The sequence below is a fragment of the Kocuria rosea genome (genome assembly GCF_006094695.1).
Classification (GTDB): Bacteria; Actinomycetota; Actinomycetes; order Actinomycetales; family Micrococcaceae; genus Kocuria; species Kocuria rosea.
The window spans coordinates 126,998-145,210 of record NZ_CP035103.1 but is presented as its reverse complement, the minus strand read 5'-3'; the positions used below and the strand labels follow the sequence as shown (position 1 = coordinate 145,210).

The following is an 18,213-nucleotide window of genomic DNA, read 5'->3' as shown; positions in this document are numbered from 1 at the left end:
AAACTCAAATATCGAGCGAGGTGTGTTGCCCAGGTCACGCATGCGTCATCCTCGTCAGAGGCACCCCCGCACCCCGATCCCCAGGAGGACCCATGAACGCCGCCGCGACCGACCTGCTCGACGTCGAAGCAGACCTCAGCGCCGAGGAGCTCGAGACCCGGGACACCGTCCGCGAGTTCGTGGACCGGCGGATCCGGCCGAACATCGCCGGGTGGTTCGCCGACGCCGTCTTCCCGCAGGAGATCGTCCCGGAGATGGCGCAGCTCGGACTGCTCGGCATGCACATCCAGGGCTACGGGTGCGCCGGGAAGTCCGCGGTGCAGTACGGCATCGCGATGCAGGAGCTCGAGGCCGGGGACTCCGGGCTGCGCACGTTCGTCTCCGTGCAGGGCTCGCTGGCGATGTCCGCGATCGCCAAGCACGGCTCCGAGGAGCAGAAGCAGCGCTGGCTGCCCGGCATGGCCGCCGGCGAGATCATCGGGTGCTTCGGCCTCACCGAGCCCACCGCCGGCTCGGACCCCTCGACCATGGCGACCACCGCGGTGCGCGAGGGCGACGAGTGGGTCCTCAACGGCGCCAAGCGCTGGATCGGGCTCGCCTCGATCGCCCACGTGGCCGTGATCTGGGCCAAGGCCGTCGACGAGAGCGGGCAGGAGCGCGTCCGCGGCTTCCTCGTGCCCACGGACACCCCCGGGTTCACCGCCACGCCGATCGAGCCGAAGCTGTCCATGCGCGCCTCCATCCAGTGCGACATCGCCCTCGAGGACGTCCGGCTGCCCGCCGACGCGATCCTGCCTCACCACCCCGGTCTGCGGGGACCGTTCTCGTGCCTCAACGAGGCCCGCTACGGGATCGTCTGGGGCGCCCTGGGCGCGGCCCGCGACAGCTTCGACGCCGCACTGGCCTACTCCCAGCAGCGCATCCAGTTCGACAAGCCGCTCGCCGCCTACCAGCTCTCGCAGGCGAAGCTGGTGAACATGGCCCTGGAGATCCAGAAGGGGCAGCTGCTGGCGCTGCGCATCGGGCGGCTCAAGGACGAGGGCCGCCTGGAGAACCACATGATCTCGGTGGGCAAGCTCAACAACTGCCGGATCGCGATCGAGGTGTGCCGGGAGGCGCGCACGATGCTCGGCGGCAACGGGGTCACCCTCGAGCACTCGCCGCTGCGCCACGCCAACAACCTGGAGTCCGTGCGCACCTACGAGGGCACCGACGAGGTGCACACCCTCATCCTGGGCCAGCAGCTGACCGGGCACTCCGCCTTCCGCTGAGCACGCGCCGGCCGGGCGGGCTGATGAAGATCACACCGGGAGGCATGGGAGACCGGGGCGAACGCGCGTAGCATCGAAAGCCACCCCTCCCCTTTCCTTCGGGCTCGACGACGTGCTCGTTCCCCGTCCCTGCGCCCTCCCCGGAAGGACCCGCCGTGTCCGCACCCCGCACCGCCCTGCTCCAGGTGGTCAACGCCCCCGGTCCCGCCGGCACCCGCCTCGCCATCTTCGCCCTGGCGATGGGCGGCTTCGGAGTCGGCACCACCGAGTTCGCCTCGATGGGCCTCCTGCCGTTCATCGCCGAGGACTTCGGCGCCTCGATCCCCGCCGTCGGCCAGTCCATCTCCCTCTACGCCCTGGGCGTGGTGGTCGGGGCGCCGCTCATCACGTCCCTCGCCGCCCGGGTGGAGCGCAAGACCCTGCTGCTGGCGCTGATGCTCACGTTCGTGGTGGGCAACGGGCTCTCCGCCGCCGCGCCCTCCCTCGAGTGGCTCTACGTGGCCCGGTTCCTCGCCGGCCTGCCCCACGGCGCCTACTTCGGGGTCGCCGCGGTGGTGGCCTCCTCCCTGGTGGCCCGCGAACGGCGCGGCACGGCCGTGGCCCGGGTGATGCTGGGGCTCACCATCGCGAACATCGTGGGCGTGCCCTTCGCCGCGGCCCTGGGCGGGGCCCTCGGCTGGCGCTCCGCCTATCTCCTGGTGGTGCTCCTGGGCGCCCTGACCATCGCCGCCCTGGCCCTGTGGGTGCCGCGCACCCGCAACGAGGGCATGGCCTCGGCCGCCCAGGAGATCCGCGCCCTGGCCCGGCCCCAGGTGGCCCTGACGCTGCTCGCCGGGGCGATCGGCTTCGGCGGCATGTTCGCGGTCTACACCTACATCTCCCCGACCCTGACCGAGCTCACCGGCCTCGACATCGGCACCGTGCCGTGGGTGCTGGCCGTGTTCGGCGTGGGCATGACCGTGGGCTCGCTGCTGGCCGGCCCGCTCATCGACCGCTCGATCGAGCGCACCGCCCTCGGCGCCGGCGCCGTGTCCGGCGTGGCCCTGGCGTTCTTCGCGCTGTTCGTCCACGTCCCCGTCGCGGCCGTCCTGGGCGCGCTGTGGATCGGCATCATGGGCTCGATCTTCACGACCTCGCTCCAGGTGCGCCTGCTGCGCGAGGCCAAGGACGCCCCGTCCCTGACCGCCGCGATGAACCACGCGGCGTTCAACCTGGCCAACGCCGTGGGCGCGTTCCTCGGCGGTGTGGTCATCTCCGCCGGCTGGGGGTACCGCTCCCCCGCCTGGGTGGGTGTCGGCCTGGCAGCGGCCGGCCTGCTCATCCTGGGCTACGCGGCGCTGCGGCGCCGCAACGCGCCGGCCGAGACCCGGTAGCACCCGCCCGCAGGGCGGAGCGCTGGGCTCGGTCCGCGCGGCTCGATTCGCAGTGCTCGGCTCGGGCGCTGCCCGAGCCGCGCTGCCCAGCCGTGCGCTGCCCGAGCCGCACCGCCCAGCCGTGGGCTGCCCGGCCCGCGTGCTCAGCCCGGGCGCTGCTCGCGGGCGAGCACGCGCCGGCGGGTGGCGCGCACCAGGGCGGCCACCAGCCGCTCGAGGGGGCCCTGCCCCATGGCCTGGCGCCAGAGGAGGGCGAAGGCCATCGCCACGGCCACGTGGATCCAGAACCACAGCGGCTGGTCGTAGTGCACCTCGGCGGCCAGCGCGAGCAGGTGCGCCGAGTACACGGTGAGGGTCATCGCGCCCATCGCGCTCAGCGGCAGCAGCCAGGAGGCCCAGCGGCGGGCCAGCAGGAGGAACACGCCCAGGGCGGCCACCGCGGAGCCCAGGCCCAGCAGCAGGGCCGGCGGGGTGTTGGTGTACGGGCCGCCGACCGCCAGCCACCACCACGTGGTCGTCGGCAGCGTCGGGTCGGGCCCGAACACGATGACCTCGGTGACGAGCTCCTCGTCGAAGCCGGGGGTGCGGGTCACGAGCTGGTCGAGGCCGCCGGCCCGGTCGACGAGCACCCAGGAGGCCAGCGAGGCCCCGGCGGCCAGCAGTGCCCCGCCCAGCACCAGCCCGGTCTGGACCCGGATCCCGGCGAGGTCGAGCCGGCCGATGGCCAGGCCGGTCAGCAGATAGGCCAGGTACGGCAGGGCGGGGAAGGTTCCGGTCAGCAGCAGCCGGGCCGCGGTGGCCCCGGGGTCCCCGACGAGATCGAGGTAGTCCGGGTTGTAGCGCTCCACGACCGGCAGGACGTCCCGCAGCAGGTGCACCAGCGCGGGACCGGCCAGGGCGAAGACCCCCGCCCAGACGAACAGGGCGCGGGCGGGCAGGCGCAGGAACGGGATCGCCAGCAGGAAGAAGGCCCCGTAGTAGACGAGGATGTTGACGGCCGGGACCTCGTCGATCGTGCTCCCCGGCAGCACGTGGTTGATCGCCAGCCCCAGGCCCGCGATCAGCAGCGTGCGGACGGCCACCCCCGCCCGGTCGGCGGTCATCGCCCGGCCGGTGTGCGGTGTCCGGCCACCGGTGCTGAAGGCCAGGCCCACGCCCGCCAGGAGGGCGAACAGCGCCGCGGAGCGGCCGGCGAAGACGGTCCACTGCGCGGTGGGCTCGAAGGTCTCCGGGTCCCACGAGGGCAGGATGTGGATCGCGATCATCCCGATCAGGGCCAGGCCGCGGGCGGCGTCCACCCCGACGAGGCGGCGCTTGGCGGGTGCGGCGGCCGTGCCGGCGGTCGAGCTCGCGGTGGAACTCACGGTCGAGCTCGTGGCCGGGTCGGCCGTCGCGCGGTCGGTGGAGGGCTCGTCCGCGGGCGGAGTGCTCGCCGGCCGCGCGGGGACCGGCGCCCACGGCACGGTCCTCGGCGGGCGGCCCCGGGAATCGGTCATGGCAGCGGCCCCTCAGCGCGGCAGGACGGCGGACCCCCTGCCCGCCGGACCGGTCGGAGGACCGGTGCACACCCCACCTTTGCTGGCGCACATGTGGTGGGCTTTTCGGAATGCTGTGCTTCTGCTGTGACGCGGGCCACGCGACCGGTCCGGCGGGCGACGGGCCGCAGGACCTCCCGAGGTCTACACGGCCTCGGGGCGCCTCGACGACCGGAGTGCGCCGAGGACGGCGCGCACCCGGCGCGGCGCCGCAGCGGGAGCGGTGACCGGGGCCGCGACCGGGGCCGACGACGACGGCACCCCGACGGGGCGCTGGGCCGCCGTGTGCCGGTAGGCCATGGCCCGCAGCTCCACCACCGGGTACTCGAGGCTGCGCCGGGCGGACTCGCTGGGGCGGGTGGTGGCGAAGGCGGTGGCCGCGTCCTGCAGGGACCGCGCGGCGATGAACGGGGCGGCCGCTTCGACGTGGGGCCGCACCGCGTGGCGGTAGACGGCGCGGTCGGACTCGGCGCAGTCCTCCCACCGGGGTGCTCCGGGGTGGGCGGCCCGCTCGTACTGGGCGCGGGCGGCGGCCTCGACGGCGTCGGTGATGGTGATGGTGCGCATGTCCGCTCCTGGGTGTCCGGTGGGTGGCTGGCTCGAGTGGTTCCACTGTCCATCCGGAGTCTGTGCCGGAGCTGTGCCGACCGCCCCGGCCTGTCTGAGAATCCCGGTGGCACGGCACAGGCTGCGCACAGCTTCCACAGGACGTGCGCCTAATCTGGTGCGCAACAGTGGCAGTGTCACGTCCGCCCGGCACCGGGAGCACCCATGTCCTACTCCTCCAGCTTCTCCGTCCTCACCGAGGTCCTGCCTCGCCTGACCCACCCTGACGGCTCGCCGATCCGGGTGCTGGTGGTGGACGACGAGCCGGCGCTGGCCGATCTCGTGGCCATGGGCACGGGCATGTGCGGGTGGGACGCCCGGATCTCCCACGAGGGGTTCGACGCCGTCCAGCAGGCGCGGGACTTCGCCCCCGACGTGCTGGTCCTGGACCGGATGCTGCCCGGCCTGGACGGGCTAAAGGTCCTGGCCCGGATCCGCCAGTCCTATCCCGCGGTGCCGGTGCTGTTCCTCACGGCCAAGGACACGGTCCAGGACCGGATCGAGGGGCTCGCCTCCGGCGGGGACGACTACGTGACCAAGCCGTTCTCGATCGAGGAGGTGCTCATCCGGCTGCACCGGCTCGTGCAGCGCTCCGGGGTCGCCGCCCAGGACAGCGCCACCCTGGTGGTCGGGGACCTGGTGCTCAACATCGACAGCCGCGAGGTCACCCGCGCCGGGGAGCCGGTCGAGCTGACCACCACGCAGTTCGAGCTGCTGCGCTACCTGATGGAGAACCCGCGCCGTGTCCTGTCCAAGGCCCAGATCCTGGACAACGTGTGGCACTACGACTTCTCGGGCCAGGCCAACATCGTGGAGCTCTACATCTCCTACCTCCGCAAGCGGATCGACGCGGGCCGCTCCCCCATGATCCACACCGTGCGCGGCGCCGGGTACGTCATCAAGCCCGCGTCCTGATGCCGCACGGCCCGCTCCCCCCGCGCCGCCTGCGCCTGGCCACCCGGCTCATCGCCGGCGTGCTCGTCCTCCTGGCGGTGGTCCTCCTCGTGCTGGGCGCCACGATCGTGGAGCTCACCCGCCAGGACCTCGTCGAGCGGCTCGACGGGTCGCTGCGCCAGGCCACCGGGCGGGCGCTGACCTTCACCCGGGGGGACCCCGCCCCGGAGCGGGACCCCCTCGACGCCCCCGGCCAGCCGGTGGGCGTCCTGGTGGCCGTGCTGCGGGAGGACGAGGTGGTCACGGCGTCCTACCGCACCGAGTCCGGGGAGCCCGCGCCGCTGCCCGAGGAGGACGTCACCGCCCTGCGGGAAGCGGGCGCCTTCGCGGCCGAGAGCCCGGACGAGCGCGGCTTCGGGGACCCTCGGCGCTCCACGGGCACGGAGCAGGGGCGGCTCTCCGACGTGGACCTGTCCGTGGGCGAGTACCGGGTCGAGTCGGTCGCCCGGGACGGGCGCAGCGGCAGCCAGGTGCTGGTGACCGGGCTGCCCACCGCGTCGGTCGACGACACCGTGGCGGAGCTCGTCACCACCATGACCGCGGGCAGCCTGCTCGCGCTGGTGACCACGGCGGTGGCCGGGACCGTCGTCGTGCGCCGTGCCCTGCGGCCGCTGGAACAGGTCTCGGCGGCGGCGTCCCGCGTCGCCCGCCTGCCGCTGGCCTCGGGCGAGGTCTCCCTGGCCGACCAGCACGTGCCCGCCGGGCTGGCTCGTCCCGGGACAGAGGTCGGGGAGGTGGGCCGCGCCCTGAACTCCCTGCTCGAGAACGTGGACTCGGCCCTGGCCGCGCGCCAGCACTCCGAGACCCGGCTGCGCGAGTTCGTGGCGGACGCCTCCCACGAGCTGCGCACCCCCCTGGCGGCCGTGCGCGGCTACACGGACATGCTGCAGCTCACCGAGCCGCTGACCGGCACCGGCCGCGCCTCGCTGGCCCGGGTGGAGCAGCAGACGCTGCGGATGACCGCCCTGGTCGAGGACCTGCTGCTGCTCGCCCGCCTGGACGAGGGCCGCCCCCCGGAGCTGCGGGACGCCGACCTCGGCGAGCTCGTGCTCGAGGCCCTCACCGACGCCTCGGCCGCGGGCCCCGACCACGACTGGGCCCTGGACGTGCCGGCGGAGCCGGTGCCCGTGCGGGCGGACGTCGCCCAGCTCCACCAGGTGCTGGCCAACCTGCTCTCCAACGCCCGCAAGCACACCCCGCCCGGCACCGCGGTGACCGCCGCCGTGCGGGCCACCCGGGACGGCTGGGCGGAGGCCTCCGTGCTCGACGCCGGCCCGGGCATCCCGCGGGAGTTCCAGGCCAGGCTCTTCGAGCGCTTCAGCCGACTGGACACCTCCCGGCAGACCCGGGAGGGCAGCACCGGCCTGGGCCTGTCCATCGTCCGCTCGGTGGTGCAGGCGCACGGCGGCACGGTGGACGTGGAGTCCCGCCCGGGCCGCACGCTCTTCACCGTCCGGCTCCCGCTGGGCACCGGCGCAGCGGTGCCCGCCGCGCCCCGGTGACCGACGGCCGCGGGCGCCTCAGCTCCGACGACGACGGCGTCGTCGGCGGCCGAGCCAGCCCGCCGGGCCGCCGTGGACGAGCAGGTGCCGGGTGTGGGGATCCAGGAGCATCAGGTAGGCGGTGAACACCAGGGCGGTGACGAACGCGATCGTCGAGGCGTCCACCGTCAGCTCGATGAAGGGCCACACGGAGAGCTGGTCCTGGGCGCCGAAGATCACGAAGAAGGTGATCACGATGTACAGGGAGCGGATCTGCCAGTTGTCCCTGATCCCGGTCGCGGCGAGGAAGGGGAGGAACCACAGGATGTACCAGGGCTGGATGATCGGGGAGAGCAGCACCACGGCGGCGAACGCCAGGCCGAGCCTGCGGACCACCCGGTGGTCGTCGCCGCGGAACATCAGGAGCAGGACCAGGCCGATGGCGGCGTACTGCAGGACGTCGCGCAGCACGGAGGCCATGGCCGCGCCCGGCAGGCCCACCGCGTTCGCGAGGTCGCGGACCTGCTGGCCCAGGAAGCCGGAGGGCGAGTACCCGGTGTACCCCGGGGTGGGGTCGACCAGCGCCCAGACCCACCCGGTGCCCAGCTGGTAGGGGAGCCCGCTCAGCAGCAGCACCCCGAAGCTGATCGCCGCCGTGGCCGCCCACAGGGCGAACTTCCGCCGCCAGGACGCTCTCGGCCCCGCCCACAGGAGGCCGATGAACGGCAGCAGGAGGATGGTGATCGGCTTGATCCCGATCGAGGCGGTCACCAGGAGGACCCCGGTCACCGGGCGGCCCGTGGCCGCGAAGTACGTTCCCGCCACGGCCAGTCCGAGCATCAGCGCGTCGTTGTGCGCGCTGGCCACGAAGCTGATGAGGAACAGCGGGTTGGCCACCGCGATCCACAGCGCACGGGCCGGGTCGACCCCGTGCAGCCGCGCGAGCCGGGGCACGTACACGACGCAGAGGAGGACACCCGCGCAGGCCAGGATCCGGAAGAGCAGGACGGAGAGATCCGGCTGCGCGCCCGTGAGGGCCACGACCGCGCGCGCCAGCCACAGGAAGTACGGCCCGTAGGGCGTCCGGGCCTCGGCCCAGGTCGGGTCCGTGCCCAGCATGAACCAGTTCTCCAGGGCGGAGATGCCGGTCGTGTACGGGTTCTGCCCGGCCAGCATCAGACGGCCCTGGCCGACGTAGGCGTACACGTCCCGGGAGAAGATGGGCACGGCGAAGAACAGCGGCAGCGACCAGGCGCACACGGCCAGCACCACGGAGCGCTGGGCGCCCGCCGGCCCGCCCTGGAGCCGCTGCCCGAGCCGGAGCCAGGAGCGCACCAGCAGCATGGCGCCGACGGTCAGCAGCACGGTGCAGGCGTAGACGCCCCATCCCTCGACCCGCAGCGCGATGACGAGGGGGTGGCGGACCATGGGCGAGCCGTTGGCGATCCACCCGGTGCCGACCGAGCCGATGAGCATCATCAGGGAGCCGACGAACCCCTGCAGGACGGCGACGTGCGCTCGCGGGTCCGGGTGGGCGCCGGGCGTGTCCTGGCGGAAGGGGACGGTGCTGACGGCCCGGCCCCCGCGGCTCCGCGGCCCCTCCGGATGCGAACCCCCTGCCGTCATGACGTGCGCTGATCCCCTATGTGTGTCGCTGCCGGGCGGACAGGTGTGCTGAGCGCTCTCCAGGAGCGTGTTCCAGCCATGATGCCACCTCATCGCCCCGGCGTCCCGGGACGCCGCCGCGCCCTTCGGCCCGGGGTCGCTGCGCACGGATCATGACGCCCGGTTCCGGGCGGTCCGCGCCCGGCCACGTAGCATGGTGGGGCAGCGCCCTGTGGTCCTGCGACCCCACCCCCTTGACGAGGATTGACCCATGTCCACGGACACGACCTTCAGCATGCTCACCCGGTTCCGGAACCGCCTCGCGACCCCGCGGTGGCACGCCTGGTCGAGATCCCCGCGCGGACTGCTCGCCGGCTTCGTCCTGGTGCACCTCGTGTTCCTGGGATTCGCCCTGTCCCTGTCCCTGTCCGGCGCCGCCTTCAGCGACACCTACATCTACCGTGCGTGGGCCGAGGCCGGCTTCGACGAGCAGAACCTGAACGGGGAGCCCACCCCCTGGGTCTATCCGGTGCTGGCGCTGGTGCCCGTCGCGCTGGCCGGCGCGGCCGGCCCGGGGCCGTTCTTCTTCCTGTGGGTCCTGATGATCACCGTGCTCAACGGCTGGGCCGTGGGGAAGCTGACGGACTGGGGACGCGCCCGGCACGCCGTCCCCGCCGCGTGGTGGTGGCTGGCCTTCGTCTTCCTCATGGGGTGGCTGGGCTTCGCCCGCGTCGACGGGCTCACGGCCCCCCTGGTGCTCGTCGCCCTGGTCTACGGCGTGGCGCACCCGGTGGCCGCCTCGGTCCTGCTCAGTGTCGCCACCTGGATGAAGGTCTGGCCGGCGGCGGTCGTGCTCGCACTCGTCACCGTGGTGCGCCGGCGGGTGGCGGTCGTCGTCGCGGGCCTGCTGGTCAGCGCGGCCGCGGCCGGGGTCGCCGCCGCCATGGGTGCGCTGCCGAGGCTCTTCGACTTCCTCACCCAGCAGGGGGACCGGGGCATGCAGCTGGAGGCCACGTTCACCACCCCGTGGCTGTGGTCGTCCGTGCTGGGGGTGGGCGGGTCCCGGATGTACATGAACACGGAGATCAACTCCATGCAGGTCGACGGCCCCGGCACGGCCACGATGGCCGTGCTCATGCAGCCGCTGCTGCTGGTGGCCGCCGCCGCGGTGACCCTCCTGATCGCCCGGGGCCTGCGCAACGGCGAGCGGTCCGGCGAGACCGACCGGACCGAGCTGCTGCTGGCGGGGTCGCTGACCATGGTCACCGCCTTCATCGTGTTCAACAAGGTCGGCTCCCCGCAGTTCATGGTGTGGCTGGCGCCGGCCGTGGCCGTGGGGCTGACCCACCACTGGAAGGCGTGGCGGGTGCCGGCGGTCATGCTGATCGCCATCGCCGTGGCCACGTTCCTCGTCTACCCGATGTTCTACTACGAGCTGAGTCACAACGACCCGTGGATGGCCCTCGTGCTGACCCTGCGCAACGCCCTGCTGGTGGTGCTCCTGTGGTGGTCGGTGCGCCGCCTGTACCAGCTGGGCTCCCGGCGCCCCGCCAGCGCGCCCGCTACGGCACCCGCCCCCGCCGCGCCGGCGCCCGCCGCGAAGGAGGCCTGAGATCTCCGCCCCCTTCTTCGACCGGCTGACCCGCGTCCGCGACGCCGTCCTGCCCGCCCGCGCCGTGGCCTGGTTCGCCCGCCCGGCCGGCGTGTGGTGGGGCTTCGCCGTCGTCCACCTGTACTTCCTGGGCTGGATGATGTCCTTCGTCATCCACGGCGATGCCTTCAGCGACACCGAGCAGTACCGCCAGTGGGCCATGGCCGGGTACGACCCGGCCGATGCCGGGGACGGGATCAGCCCGTGGGTGTACCCGGTGCTGGCGCAGATCCCGATCCACCTGGCGGGGATCGCCGGCCACGGCCCCTACCTGCTGGTCTGGACGCTGATCGTCACCGTGCTCAACGCCGTCGCCCTGGTCTGCCTCACGCGGGGCCGGCGGGCCCGGCAGGGCATCGCCCCGGCCTGGTGGTGGCTGTTCTTCACCGTGTTCCTGGGCTACCTGAGCTTCGCCCGGGTGGAGGGCATCGCGGCCCCGATCGTGCTGATCGGACTCCTGTACGCGTCCGAGCGGCCCGTGCTCGGCTCCGTGCTCCTGAGCGTCGCCACGTGGATCAAGGTGTGGCCGGCCGCCGTCCTGCTCGCCCTGTTCATCGCCTGCCGGCAGCGCGTCCAGGTGGTGGCCGCCGGGGTGGGGGTCACCGCCGTGGTGGTGCTGGGCACGTACCTGACGGGCGGCCTGCCGCACATCGCGGACTTCCTGGTCAACCAGGGAGAGCGCGGCATGCAGCTGGAGGCCACCTTCTCCACCCCGTGGGTGTGGGCGAGCGTCTTCGACGTGGCCGGATCGCGGATGGCCGACAACGTGGCCATCAACTCCACCGAGGTCTACGGGCCCGGCACCGAGATCGTCGCGTTCCTGATGCAGCCGCTGCTCGTGCTCGCCGTCCTCGCAGGAGCCGTCCTGCTGGTCCGTGCACTGAAGCGCGGGGCCGAGCGGGAGGAGCTCTTCTACGAGGGGGCGCTGATGATGACCGCGGTCTTCATCGTGTTCAACAAGGTGGGGTCCCCGCAGTTCATGATCTGGCTCGCCCCCGTCGTCGTGGCCGGGCTGGTGCACGACTGGCAGCGGTGGCGGACGCCGGCGGCGCTGCTGATGGGCATCGCGGTCACCACGTTCGTGATCTATCCGCTGTTCTACACCCCGCTCATCCACGCGCACCCGGCGATGGCGGCCGTGCTGACCACCCGCAACGTGCTGCTCGTCGTCCTGCTGTGCTGGTCCGTGCAGCGCGTGGCCCGGCTGCAGCAGGTCCCCGCCCGGCCCGCGGAGCTGGCCACCACCTGAGCCCGCGGCCCGTCTCCGCGGCGGGACGACGACGTCACCGGCCCGCCGCCGCGCGGGGACCGGCGCCCAGGGCCAGACCGCGGGCGGCGCCGGCGGCCCGGGCCAGGAGCCGCTCCAGCGGGCCCCGGCCGAAGGCGCGCTGCCAGGCCGCCGCGAACAGCGCCGCGACCGCCACGTGGATGAGGAACCACAGGAGCGGAACCTCGTAGTGGAGCATGGCGGCCAGGGCCAGCAGGTGCGCCGAGTAGAGCGTCAGGGTCATCGACCCCATCGCGCTCAGCGGCAGCAGCCAGCCACCGGCCCGCCGGGCCACGAGGAGGAGAAGACCCAGCACGGCGGCGCCGGAGCCGAGGTCCTGGAGGATCGCCACCGGGGTGTTGGTGTGCGGGCCGGGGATCAGCAGCCACCACCAGGAGGTGTCGGGCAGGACCGGGTCCGGCCCCCAGACGATGATCTCGTCGATCAGGTCCTCGCTCAGCCACGGGGTGGAGCTCATGAGCTGGTCGTAGCCCCCGGCCTGGAGGACCAGCACCCAGTACACCAGCCACGCCCCCACGGCCAGGGCGAGCCCCGCCACCAGCAGCCGGCCCTGGACGCGCACGGCCCGCAGGTTCAGCCGGCCGATGGCCATCCCGGCGAGCAGGTAGGCCAGGTACGGGACCGCGGGATAGGTGCCGGTGAACAGCACCTGGGCCAGGACGGTCCCCGGCTCGGCGAGCACGTCGGCGAAGGTCGGGTTGTACACCTCCAGCGCGGGCAGCGCTCCCCGGAGCGCCTGCATCAGCACCGGCCCCACCACGGCGGCCGCGGCGGCGAGACCGAACAGCGTCCGCGCCGGCAGGTGCAGGAAGGGGATCGCGAGCAGGAAGAACATGCCGTAGTAGACGAGGATGTCGTAGGCGGGCGGGTCCGCCGGCATGACCTGGTTGATCAGCAGCCCCAGCCCGGTGATCAGCACGGCCCGGACGAGCAGCCCCACGCGGTCCGCGGTCATCGTCCGGCCCCGGTGCGGGGTGCGCCCGCCGGAGGAGAAGGCCAGGCCCACCCCGGCCAGGAGCGCGAAGAGGGCCGCGGCGCGGCCCGCGAACAGCTCCCACTGCAGCGTGGGCCCGTAGGTCTCGGGGTTCCAGGCGGGCAGGATGTGGATCGACATCATCCCGACCAGGGCGAGGCCCCGGGCGGCGTCGACCCCCACGAGCCGGCGCCTGCGGACCAGCGGCAGGACCGGGTCCTCATCTGCTGACCGTGCACCGGGTGCAGGGTGGTGGACGTTGACCATGGCGGCGGGTTCCTTCTGTCGGACGTGCCGACGAGCTCCCGCCCGCCGGCCCGGACCTCTCGGTCCTTCTCGTCCTCCAGCTGACCAGCCGGGATTGTGCCGCCGTTGTGGCGTCCCTGTGCCGGGGCTGTCGAAGTGGTCCCCCGGTCCCGGCTACCGCCGCACGGTCTTCTCCAGCCCGCTGACCAGCAGCACCGCGCACGTGGACCAGATCGCCCCGGCCGGGCCGAGCGGCGCGGCCACCAGGCCGGCCAGCAGGGGCATGGCGACCTGCCCCGCCCGGTTCCCGACCAGCCGCACGGCGAGCGCCGAGCCCCGCCACGAGGTGGGCACGGCGGTGGAGACCAGGGTCATGGTGATCGGCTGGCCCAGGCCCAGGCAGAAGCCGCCCACGAACAGGAGCACCGCGGCGAGCCACGGCACCGTGATGACGGCCGGCGGGACGGCCAGGGTGATGCCGGCGCCGTAGAGGCTGACCAGCAGCAGCGCCCGGCGGGACATCCGGTGCGCGAGCCACGGCAGCAGGACGCGCGAGACGATCGAGGCGCCGCCGCGCACGGCCAGCAGGACGCCGATCCACGCCGGGGAGACCCCGGCCCGCTCCCCCACCAGCGGCAGGAAGGCCGTGAGGATGTCGAGCATCGCGAGCAGGGCCAGGGACGCCAGCATGTGGGACGGGATGCCGGGGACCTCGAGGATCCGCAGCATCGACGCCCGCGGCGCCGTGCCCGGGACCACCTCGAGCTCACCGGTGGCGGGAGCCGCCTGCGCCGCGGCAGCGGCGTCGTCGTTCCGGGCGGGCGCCCCGGCGGCCCCGGACGCCGGCCGGCGCAGGAGCATGACGGGCACCACGAGGACCGAGAGCCCGGCCCCGATCCACAGGGACAGGGTGATGTCGGCGACCCGCTCGGGCGAGGCGACGTCGCTGCCCGTGCCCAGGAGCACTCCGACCAGCAGCGGGCCCACCAGCTGCCCGGCGGAGAAGGCGGCGGTGAACCAGCCGAAGCCCTTGTCCAGCTGGTCCGGCGGGGAGAAGCGGGCGACCGCCGACTGCCCGGCGATGGTGAACACCAGGTGCCCCATGCCCAGCAGGGCGCTCGCCACGGCGACGAGCGCCACGCTGGGCGCCAGGGCCAGCGCCCCCGCGCCGAAGGCCAGGACCAGGGCGCCGACGACCACCATGGTCCGCAGGTCCCGCACCCGGTCGGTCATCCGGCCCAGCCACATGGCCGTGACGAGCGGGACCACGGCGTAGGCGGCCGTGACCAGGCCGACCGTCACGGAGTCGGCGTCCAGGGACAGCAGCTTGTAGGTGGTGACCGGGCGCACCAGGTTCAGGGCGGTCTGCGTGAGCAGGGCCCCGGCCACGAGGAACCACAGCCATGCTCCGGACCGGGCCCCCGGAGCGGTCGAGGCCATGCCTCAGGAGCGCCGGGGCTTGACCGCGATCACCGGGGCGTTGGCCTCGAGGAGCACCTGCTGGGCGGCGCTGCCGAGCAGCAGCTTGCCCACGGGGCTGCGGTGCTTCACGCCGATCACCACGGCGGAGGCGTTCACCTGCTCCGCGGCGTCGAGGAGCTCGCCCACGGCGTCCCGGTTGCGGGTGTCGGGGGTGCGGAAGGTGACGGGCACGCCGTTCAGCTCGCTCCCCTCGGGGTCGAGCTGGGCGCCCTCGAGGTTGAAGACCAGCAGGTCCTCCTGGCGGCGTCCGGCCTCCTCGACCGCGGCCGCGAGCGCGGCCTCGCCCTCGGGGGTGCTGGTTCGGGCAACGACGACGGTCATGGGAGCCTCCGCGGTGGGGTGGGGAAATCGGGTGGTGGGAAAGGGGCGTACAAAACGAGGTCCACCCTACGGCCGAACGTGTGAGGGACGTCTCTTCCGGCGTGAGCAGAATGCGCAGAACCAGCACAACGATCAGTACGCACGAAAGATGGATCAACGGCCGACGCGTGACCCGGGTCACTTATCGTCGTCGGGAGAGGCTCGGACCGAGCCATGCACCCGCACCCTCCGACCCAGGAAAGTGGATCCCCGTGAGTTCACCACCAGATCAGGCCCAGCAGGGCACGCGACGCCGGCACCCGGTCGCCATGACGGTCTACGGCGTCGTCACCGCCGCCGTGATCGGCCTGGCCGCCTTCTTCTCGTTCCAGTCCGCCACGGCCGGCTCGGACATCCGGGCCAACATGACCCTGATCGCCCCGGCCGGTGCCGGCGGCGGCTGGGACACGTTCATGCGGGAACAGCAGCAGGCCATGCGGGTCAACAGCCTGGTCAACAACACCCAAGTGGTGAACATCCCCGGTGCGGCCGGCACCATCGGGCTCGGCCAGCTCTCCACCATGGAGGGCCAGGCCAACACCCTGATGGTCACGGGTGCGGGGCTGGTCGCCGGTGTCGCGCAGCTGGACTCGGCCGTCACGCACGACGACGTGCGCCCGATCGCCCGGGTGGTCGAGGAGTACGACGTCGTCGTGGTCCCCGCCGACTCCCCCTACGAGACGATCGACGAGCTCGTCGAGGACTGGCGGGCGAACCCCGCCGAGGTCGCCTGGACCGGCGGCGGCACCTTCGACCAGCTCGTCATGACCGAGCTCGCCCTCGAGACCGGCATCGACCCGTCCGAGACCACCTACATCCCGAAGTCCGGCGGCGGCGAGGCCACCCAGGCCCTGATCACGGGCACCGCGGACGCGGCCACCTCCGGGTACATGGACGTGGCCGACCAGATCGAGGCCGGGCGCCTGAAGGCCCTGGGCATGGCCGCCCCGGAGCGGCTCGAGGGCGTCGACATCCCGACCCTCACCGAGCAGGGATACGCCGTGGACCTGGCCAACTGGCGGGCCATCCTGGCCCCGCCCGGGATCACCGACGAGGAGTTCGCCGAGCTGCGGACCCTGGTCGAGGAGTCCATCGCCACCCCGGAGTGGCAGGAAGCCATCGAGCGCAACAAGTGGACCGAGGTGTACCTCGCGGGCGACGAGTTCGACGAGTTCATGGCCTCGGAGCAGGAGCGCATCGCCATGCTGGTAGAGGAGATCTCCTGATGAGCACCCCCACGTCCTCGCACACCGGCGCCGCCGGAGAGCACCTGACCGACGTCCGGCCCCCGGAGGCGCAGCGGCCGGACACCGAGAGCTCCTGGTGGAGCGGGCGCAGCGGCCTCGTGGTGCCCGCGGTGATGGCCGCCTTCAGCACCTACCTGCTGATCGGCGCCCTGACCATGGACATCCCGGAGGGCACCGACTTCCCCGGCCCCACGTTCTACCCGCTGATCCTCACCGTGGCCGGCTACGTCCTGGCCGCCCTGCTCACCCTGCACTACCTGCGCACCCCCGAGCACCCCGAGGAGCTCTCGGCGCGCACCTGGCGGAGCCACTCGGACTGGTCCGCGGTGCTCTGGTCCGCGGGCGGGTTCCTGGCGTTCGCGCTGACCCTCGAGGTGCTGGGCTGGATCCTGGCCGCCGCCCTGCTGTTCTGGGCCGTGGCCCGGGGCTTCGGCAGCCGCCGGCCCCTGTTCGACATCTCGCTCGCCCTGCTCGTGAGCAGCGCGATCTACCTGGCATTCACCGTCGGCCTGGGGCTCACCCTCCCTTCCGGCATCCTGGGAGGCGGTTTCTGACATGGACGCACTCAATCTGTTGATGGACGGGTTCGCCGGCGCGCTGACCCCCATGAACCTGCTGTGGGTGGTGGTGGGCTGTCTGCTCGGCACCGCCGTGGGCGTGCTGCCGGGCCTGGGCTCCTCCATGGCCGTGGCCCTCCTGCTCCCCATGACCTTCGCCCTGGACCCCACCGCGGCGTTCATCCTGTTCGCCGGCGTGTACTTCGGCGGCCTGTTCGGCGACTCGACGATGGCCATCCTGATGAACACCCCGGGACAGGGCTCCGCGATCGCCTCGACCTTCGAGGGCCACAAGATGGCCAAGGACGGCAGGGCCCCGCAGGCCCTGGCCACCGCGGCCATCGGCGCGTTCATCGGCGGCATGGTCGCCTCCGTGGTCGTGGTCTTCCTGGCGCCCAAGCTCGCCGACTTCTCCGCGAACTTCGGCCCAGCCGAGTACTTCGCCCTGGCCCTGTTCGCCTTCGTGGCCACGTCCTCGGTGGTCTCCGACTCCGCGGTCAAGGGCCTGGCCTCCCTGGTCCTCGGCCTGGGCATCGCCACCGTGGGCATCGACGCGATCTCCGGTTCGGAGCGCTTCACCTACGGCTCCGCCAACCTGTTCGACGGCATCTCGCTGGTCACCGTCTCGGTGGCGATCCTGGCCCTGGGCGAGGTCTTCCACGTGGCCTCCCGGATCCGCCGCGACCCGGCCGCCCACCAGATGAAGGTCACCGGGCGCCCCTTCCTCTCCCGCGCCGAGCTCAAGGAGGCCGCCCCGGCGTGGGCGCGCGGCACCGCGATCGGCCTGCCCTTCGGGGTCATCCCGGTCGGTGGCGCCGAGGTGCCGACGTTCATGTCCTACGACCTCGAGCGCCGGCTCGACCGCCGCCGCCCGAACCCGGTGTTCGGCAAGGGCGCGATCCGCGGCCTGGCCGCCCCCGAGGCCGCCGGCAACGCCACCACCGGCACCGCGATGGGTGCGCTGCTGGCCCTGGGACTGCCGGTCTCGGCGACCGCGGCGATCATGCTCGCGGCCTTCCAGCAGTACGGCCTGCAGCCGGGCCCGCTGCTGTTCGACCGGGCCCCCGAGCTCGTGTGGGCGCTGCTGGCCAGCTTCTTCATCGCGATGGTCGTGCTGCTGGTCATCAACCTGCCCTTCGCCCAGCTGTGGGCGAAGCTCCTGCTGATCCCCAGCCAGTACCTCTACGCCGGGATCACGGTCTTCTGCGGCCTGGGCATCTACGCGACCTCCGGGGCGATCTTCGACCTGCTGCTGCTGCTCGGGCTGGGCGTGCTGGGCTTCATCATGCGCCGCCACGGCGTGCCGGTGGCCCCGCTGCTGATCGGCATGGTGCTGGGCCCGCTGGCCGAGACCAACCTGCGCGACGGCCTGCTGTCCTCCAACGGCGACTACTCGGTCTTCGTCACCGGGCCCATCCCGCTGGTGCTCTACGGCCTGCTGTTCATCGTGCTGGCGCTGACCGTCCGCTCCAAGATCGTCAACCGCGCCCGCCAGGACGTGTAGTCCCCCGCCCTGCCCGCACGCCGGACCCCGGCGTGCGGGTGCCCACGATGCCCGCCCCTCACCACGCCTCCGTGTGGTCA

General features: G+C 73.0%; 15 protein-coding genes. 9 read left to right on the top strand and 6 right to left on the bottom strand.

Annotated features, from left to right (window positions below; all coding sequences use genetic code 11):
• The first annotated feature begins 92 nt into the window (after positions 1–92).
• Together EQG70_RS00655 and EQG70_RS00650 are read left to right on the top strand one after the other, a co-directional pair.
• Complete coding sequence (locus EQG70_RS00655) at positions 93–1,271, top strand: acyl-CoA dehydrogenase family protein (RefSeq protein ID WP_109269030.1); 1,179 nt, start codon at positions 93–95, stop codon at positions 1,269–1,271.
• 155 nt (positions 1,272–1,426) lie between these two features.
• A complete protein-coding gene (locus EQG70_RS00650; protein ID WP_109269031.1) occupies positions 1,427–2,644 on the top strand; it encodes an MFS transporter in 1,218 nt (405 codons plus the stop codon).
• Between the two features lie 143 nt (positions 2,645–2,787).
• On the opposite strand, the gene EQG70_RS00645 is transcribed toward EQG70_RS00650, so the two are convergent.
• Positions 2,788–4,140: a heparan-alpha-glucosaminide N-acetyltransferase domain-containing protein gene (locus tag EQG70_RS00645; RefSeq protein ID WP_244296615.1), complete on the bottom strand. Its 1,353-nt coding sequence runs from the start codon at positions 4,138–4,140 to the stop codon at positions 2,788–2,790.
• 183 nt (positions 4,141–4,323) lie between these two features.
• Positions 4,324–4,746 carry a hypothetical protein gene (locus EQG70_RS00640; RefSeq protein ID WP_095649963.1) on the bottom strand — a complete coding sequence of 141 codons (423 nt, stop codon included), beginning with the start codon at positions 4,744–4,746 and terminating at the stop codon, positions 4,324–4,326.
• Between the two features lie 204 nt (positions 4,747–4,950).
• On the opposite strand from EQG70_RS00640, the gene EQG70_RS00635 reads away from it, so the two are divergent.
• Complete coding sequence (locus tag EQG70_RS00635) at positions 4,951–5,700, top strand: response regulator transcription factor (protein ID WP_109269033.1); 750 nt, start codon at positions 4,951–4,953, stop codon at positions 5,698–5,700.
• Complete coding sequence (locus EQG70_RS00630; RefSeq protein ID WP_109243575.1) at positions 5,700–7,241, top strand: sensor histidine kinase; 1,542 nt, start codon at positions 5,700–5,702, stop codon at positions 7,239–7,241. Before EQG70_RS00635 ends, EQG70_RS00630 begins: the two co-directional genes overlap by 1 nt.
• A gap of 18 nt (positions 7,242–7,259) precedes the next feature.
• On the opposite strand, the gene mptB is transcribed toward EQG70_RS00630, so the two are convergent.
• Positions 7,260–8,846, bottom strand: a complete 1,587-nt coding sequence (gene mptB / locus EQG70_RS00625) for a polyprenol phosphomannose-dependent alpha 1,6 mannosyltransferase MptB (RefSeq protein ID WP_109269034.1) — start codon at positions 8,844–8,846, stop codon at positions 7,260–7,262.
• A gap of 250 nt (positions 8,847–9,096) precedes the next feature.
• Here mptB and EQG70_RS00620 point away from each other — a divergent pair, with 250 nt between their 5' ends.
• Both EQG70_RS00620 and EQG70_RS00615 read left to right on the top strand, forming a co-directional pair.
• Positions 9,097–10,437: a glycosyltransferase 87 family protein gene (locus EQG70_RS00620; protein WP_109269035.1), complete on the top strand. Its 1,341-nt coding sequence runs from the start codon at positions 9,097–9,099 to the stop codon at positions 10,435–10,437.
• Positions 10,438–10,501: 64 nt separating this feature from the next.
• A complete protein-coding gene (locus EQG70_RS00615) occupies positions 10,502–11,725 on the top strand; it encodes a glycosyltransferase 87 family protein (RefSeq protein WP_172604901.1) in 1,224 nt (407 codons plus the stop codon).
• A gap of 34 nt (positions 11,726–11,759) precedes the next feature.
• On the opposite strand, the gene EQG70_RS00610 is transcribed toward EQG70_RS00615, so the two are convergent.
• From EQG70_RS00610 to EQG70_RS00600, 3 genes are all read right to left on the bottom strand, one after another.
• On the bottom strand, positions 11,760–13,004 hold the full coding sequence (locus EQG70_RS00610) for a heparan-alpha-glucosaminide N-acetyltransferase domain-containing protein (RefSeq protein WP_109269036.1): 1,245 nt from the start codon (positions 13,002–13,004) through the stop codon (positions 11,760–11,762).
• Between the two features lie 153 nt (positions 13,005–13,157).
• Complete coding sequence (locus EQG70_RS00605) at positions 13,158–14,423, bottom strand: MFS transporter (RefSeq protein ID WP_109269037.1); 1,266 nt, start codon at positions 14,421–14,423, stop codon at positions 13,158–13,160.
• 3 nt (positions 14,424–14,426) lie between these two features.
• Positions 14,427–14,786, bottom strand: coding sequence for a universal stress protein (locus EQG70_RS00600; protein WP_017831800.1), 360 nt, complete (start codon positions 14,784–14,786; stop codon positions 14,427–14,429).
• Between the two features lie 308 nt (positions 14,787–15,094).
• Here EQG70_RS00600 and EQG70_RS00595 point away from each other — a divergent pair, with 308 nt between their 5' ends.
• Genes EQG70_RS00595 through EQG70_RS00585 form a run of 3 tightly spaced genes read left to right on the top strand, consistent with a single transcriptional unit; the run spans position 15,095 to position 18,133 of the window.
• Positions 15,095–16,051, top strand: coding sequence for a tripartite tricarboxylate transporter substrate binding protein (locus tag EQG70_RS00595; protein WP_109269038.1), 957 nt, complete (start codon positions 15,095–15,097; stop codon positions 16,049–16,051).
• Positions 16,051–16,626 (top strand): tripartite tricarboxylate transporter TctB family protein, encoded by a 576-nt coding sequence (locus tag EQG70_RS00590; protein WP_207307538.1) that lies wholly within the window; start codon positions 16,051–16,053, stop codon positions 16,624–16,626. The genes EQG70_RS00595 and EQG70_RS00590 overlap by 1 nt, the downstream gene beginning before the upstream one ends.
• A 1-nt stretch (position 16,627) precedes the next feature.
• Positions 16,628–18,133, top strand: a complete 1,506-nt coding sequence (locus tag EQG70_RS00585) for a tripartite tricarboxylate transporter permease (protein ID WP_031282151.1) — start codon at positions 16,628–16,630, stop codon at positions 18,131–18,133.
• The last annotated feature ends 80 nt before the right edge of the window (positions 18,134–18,213 follow it).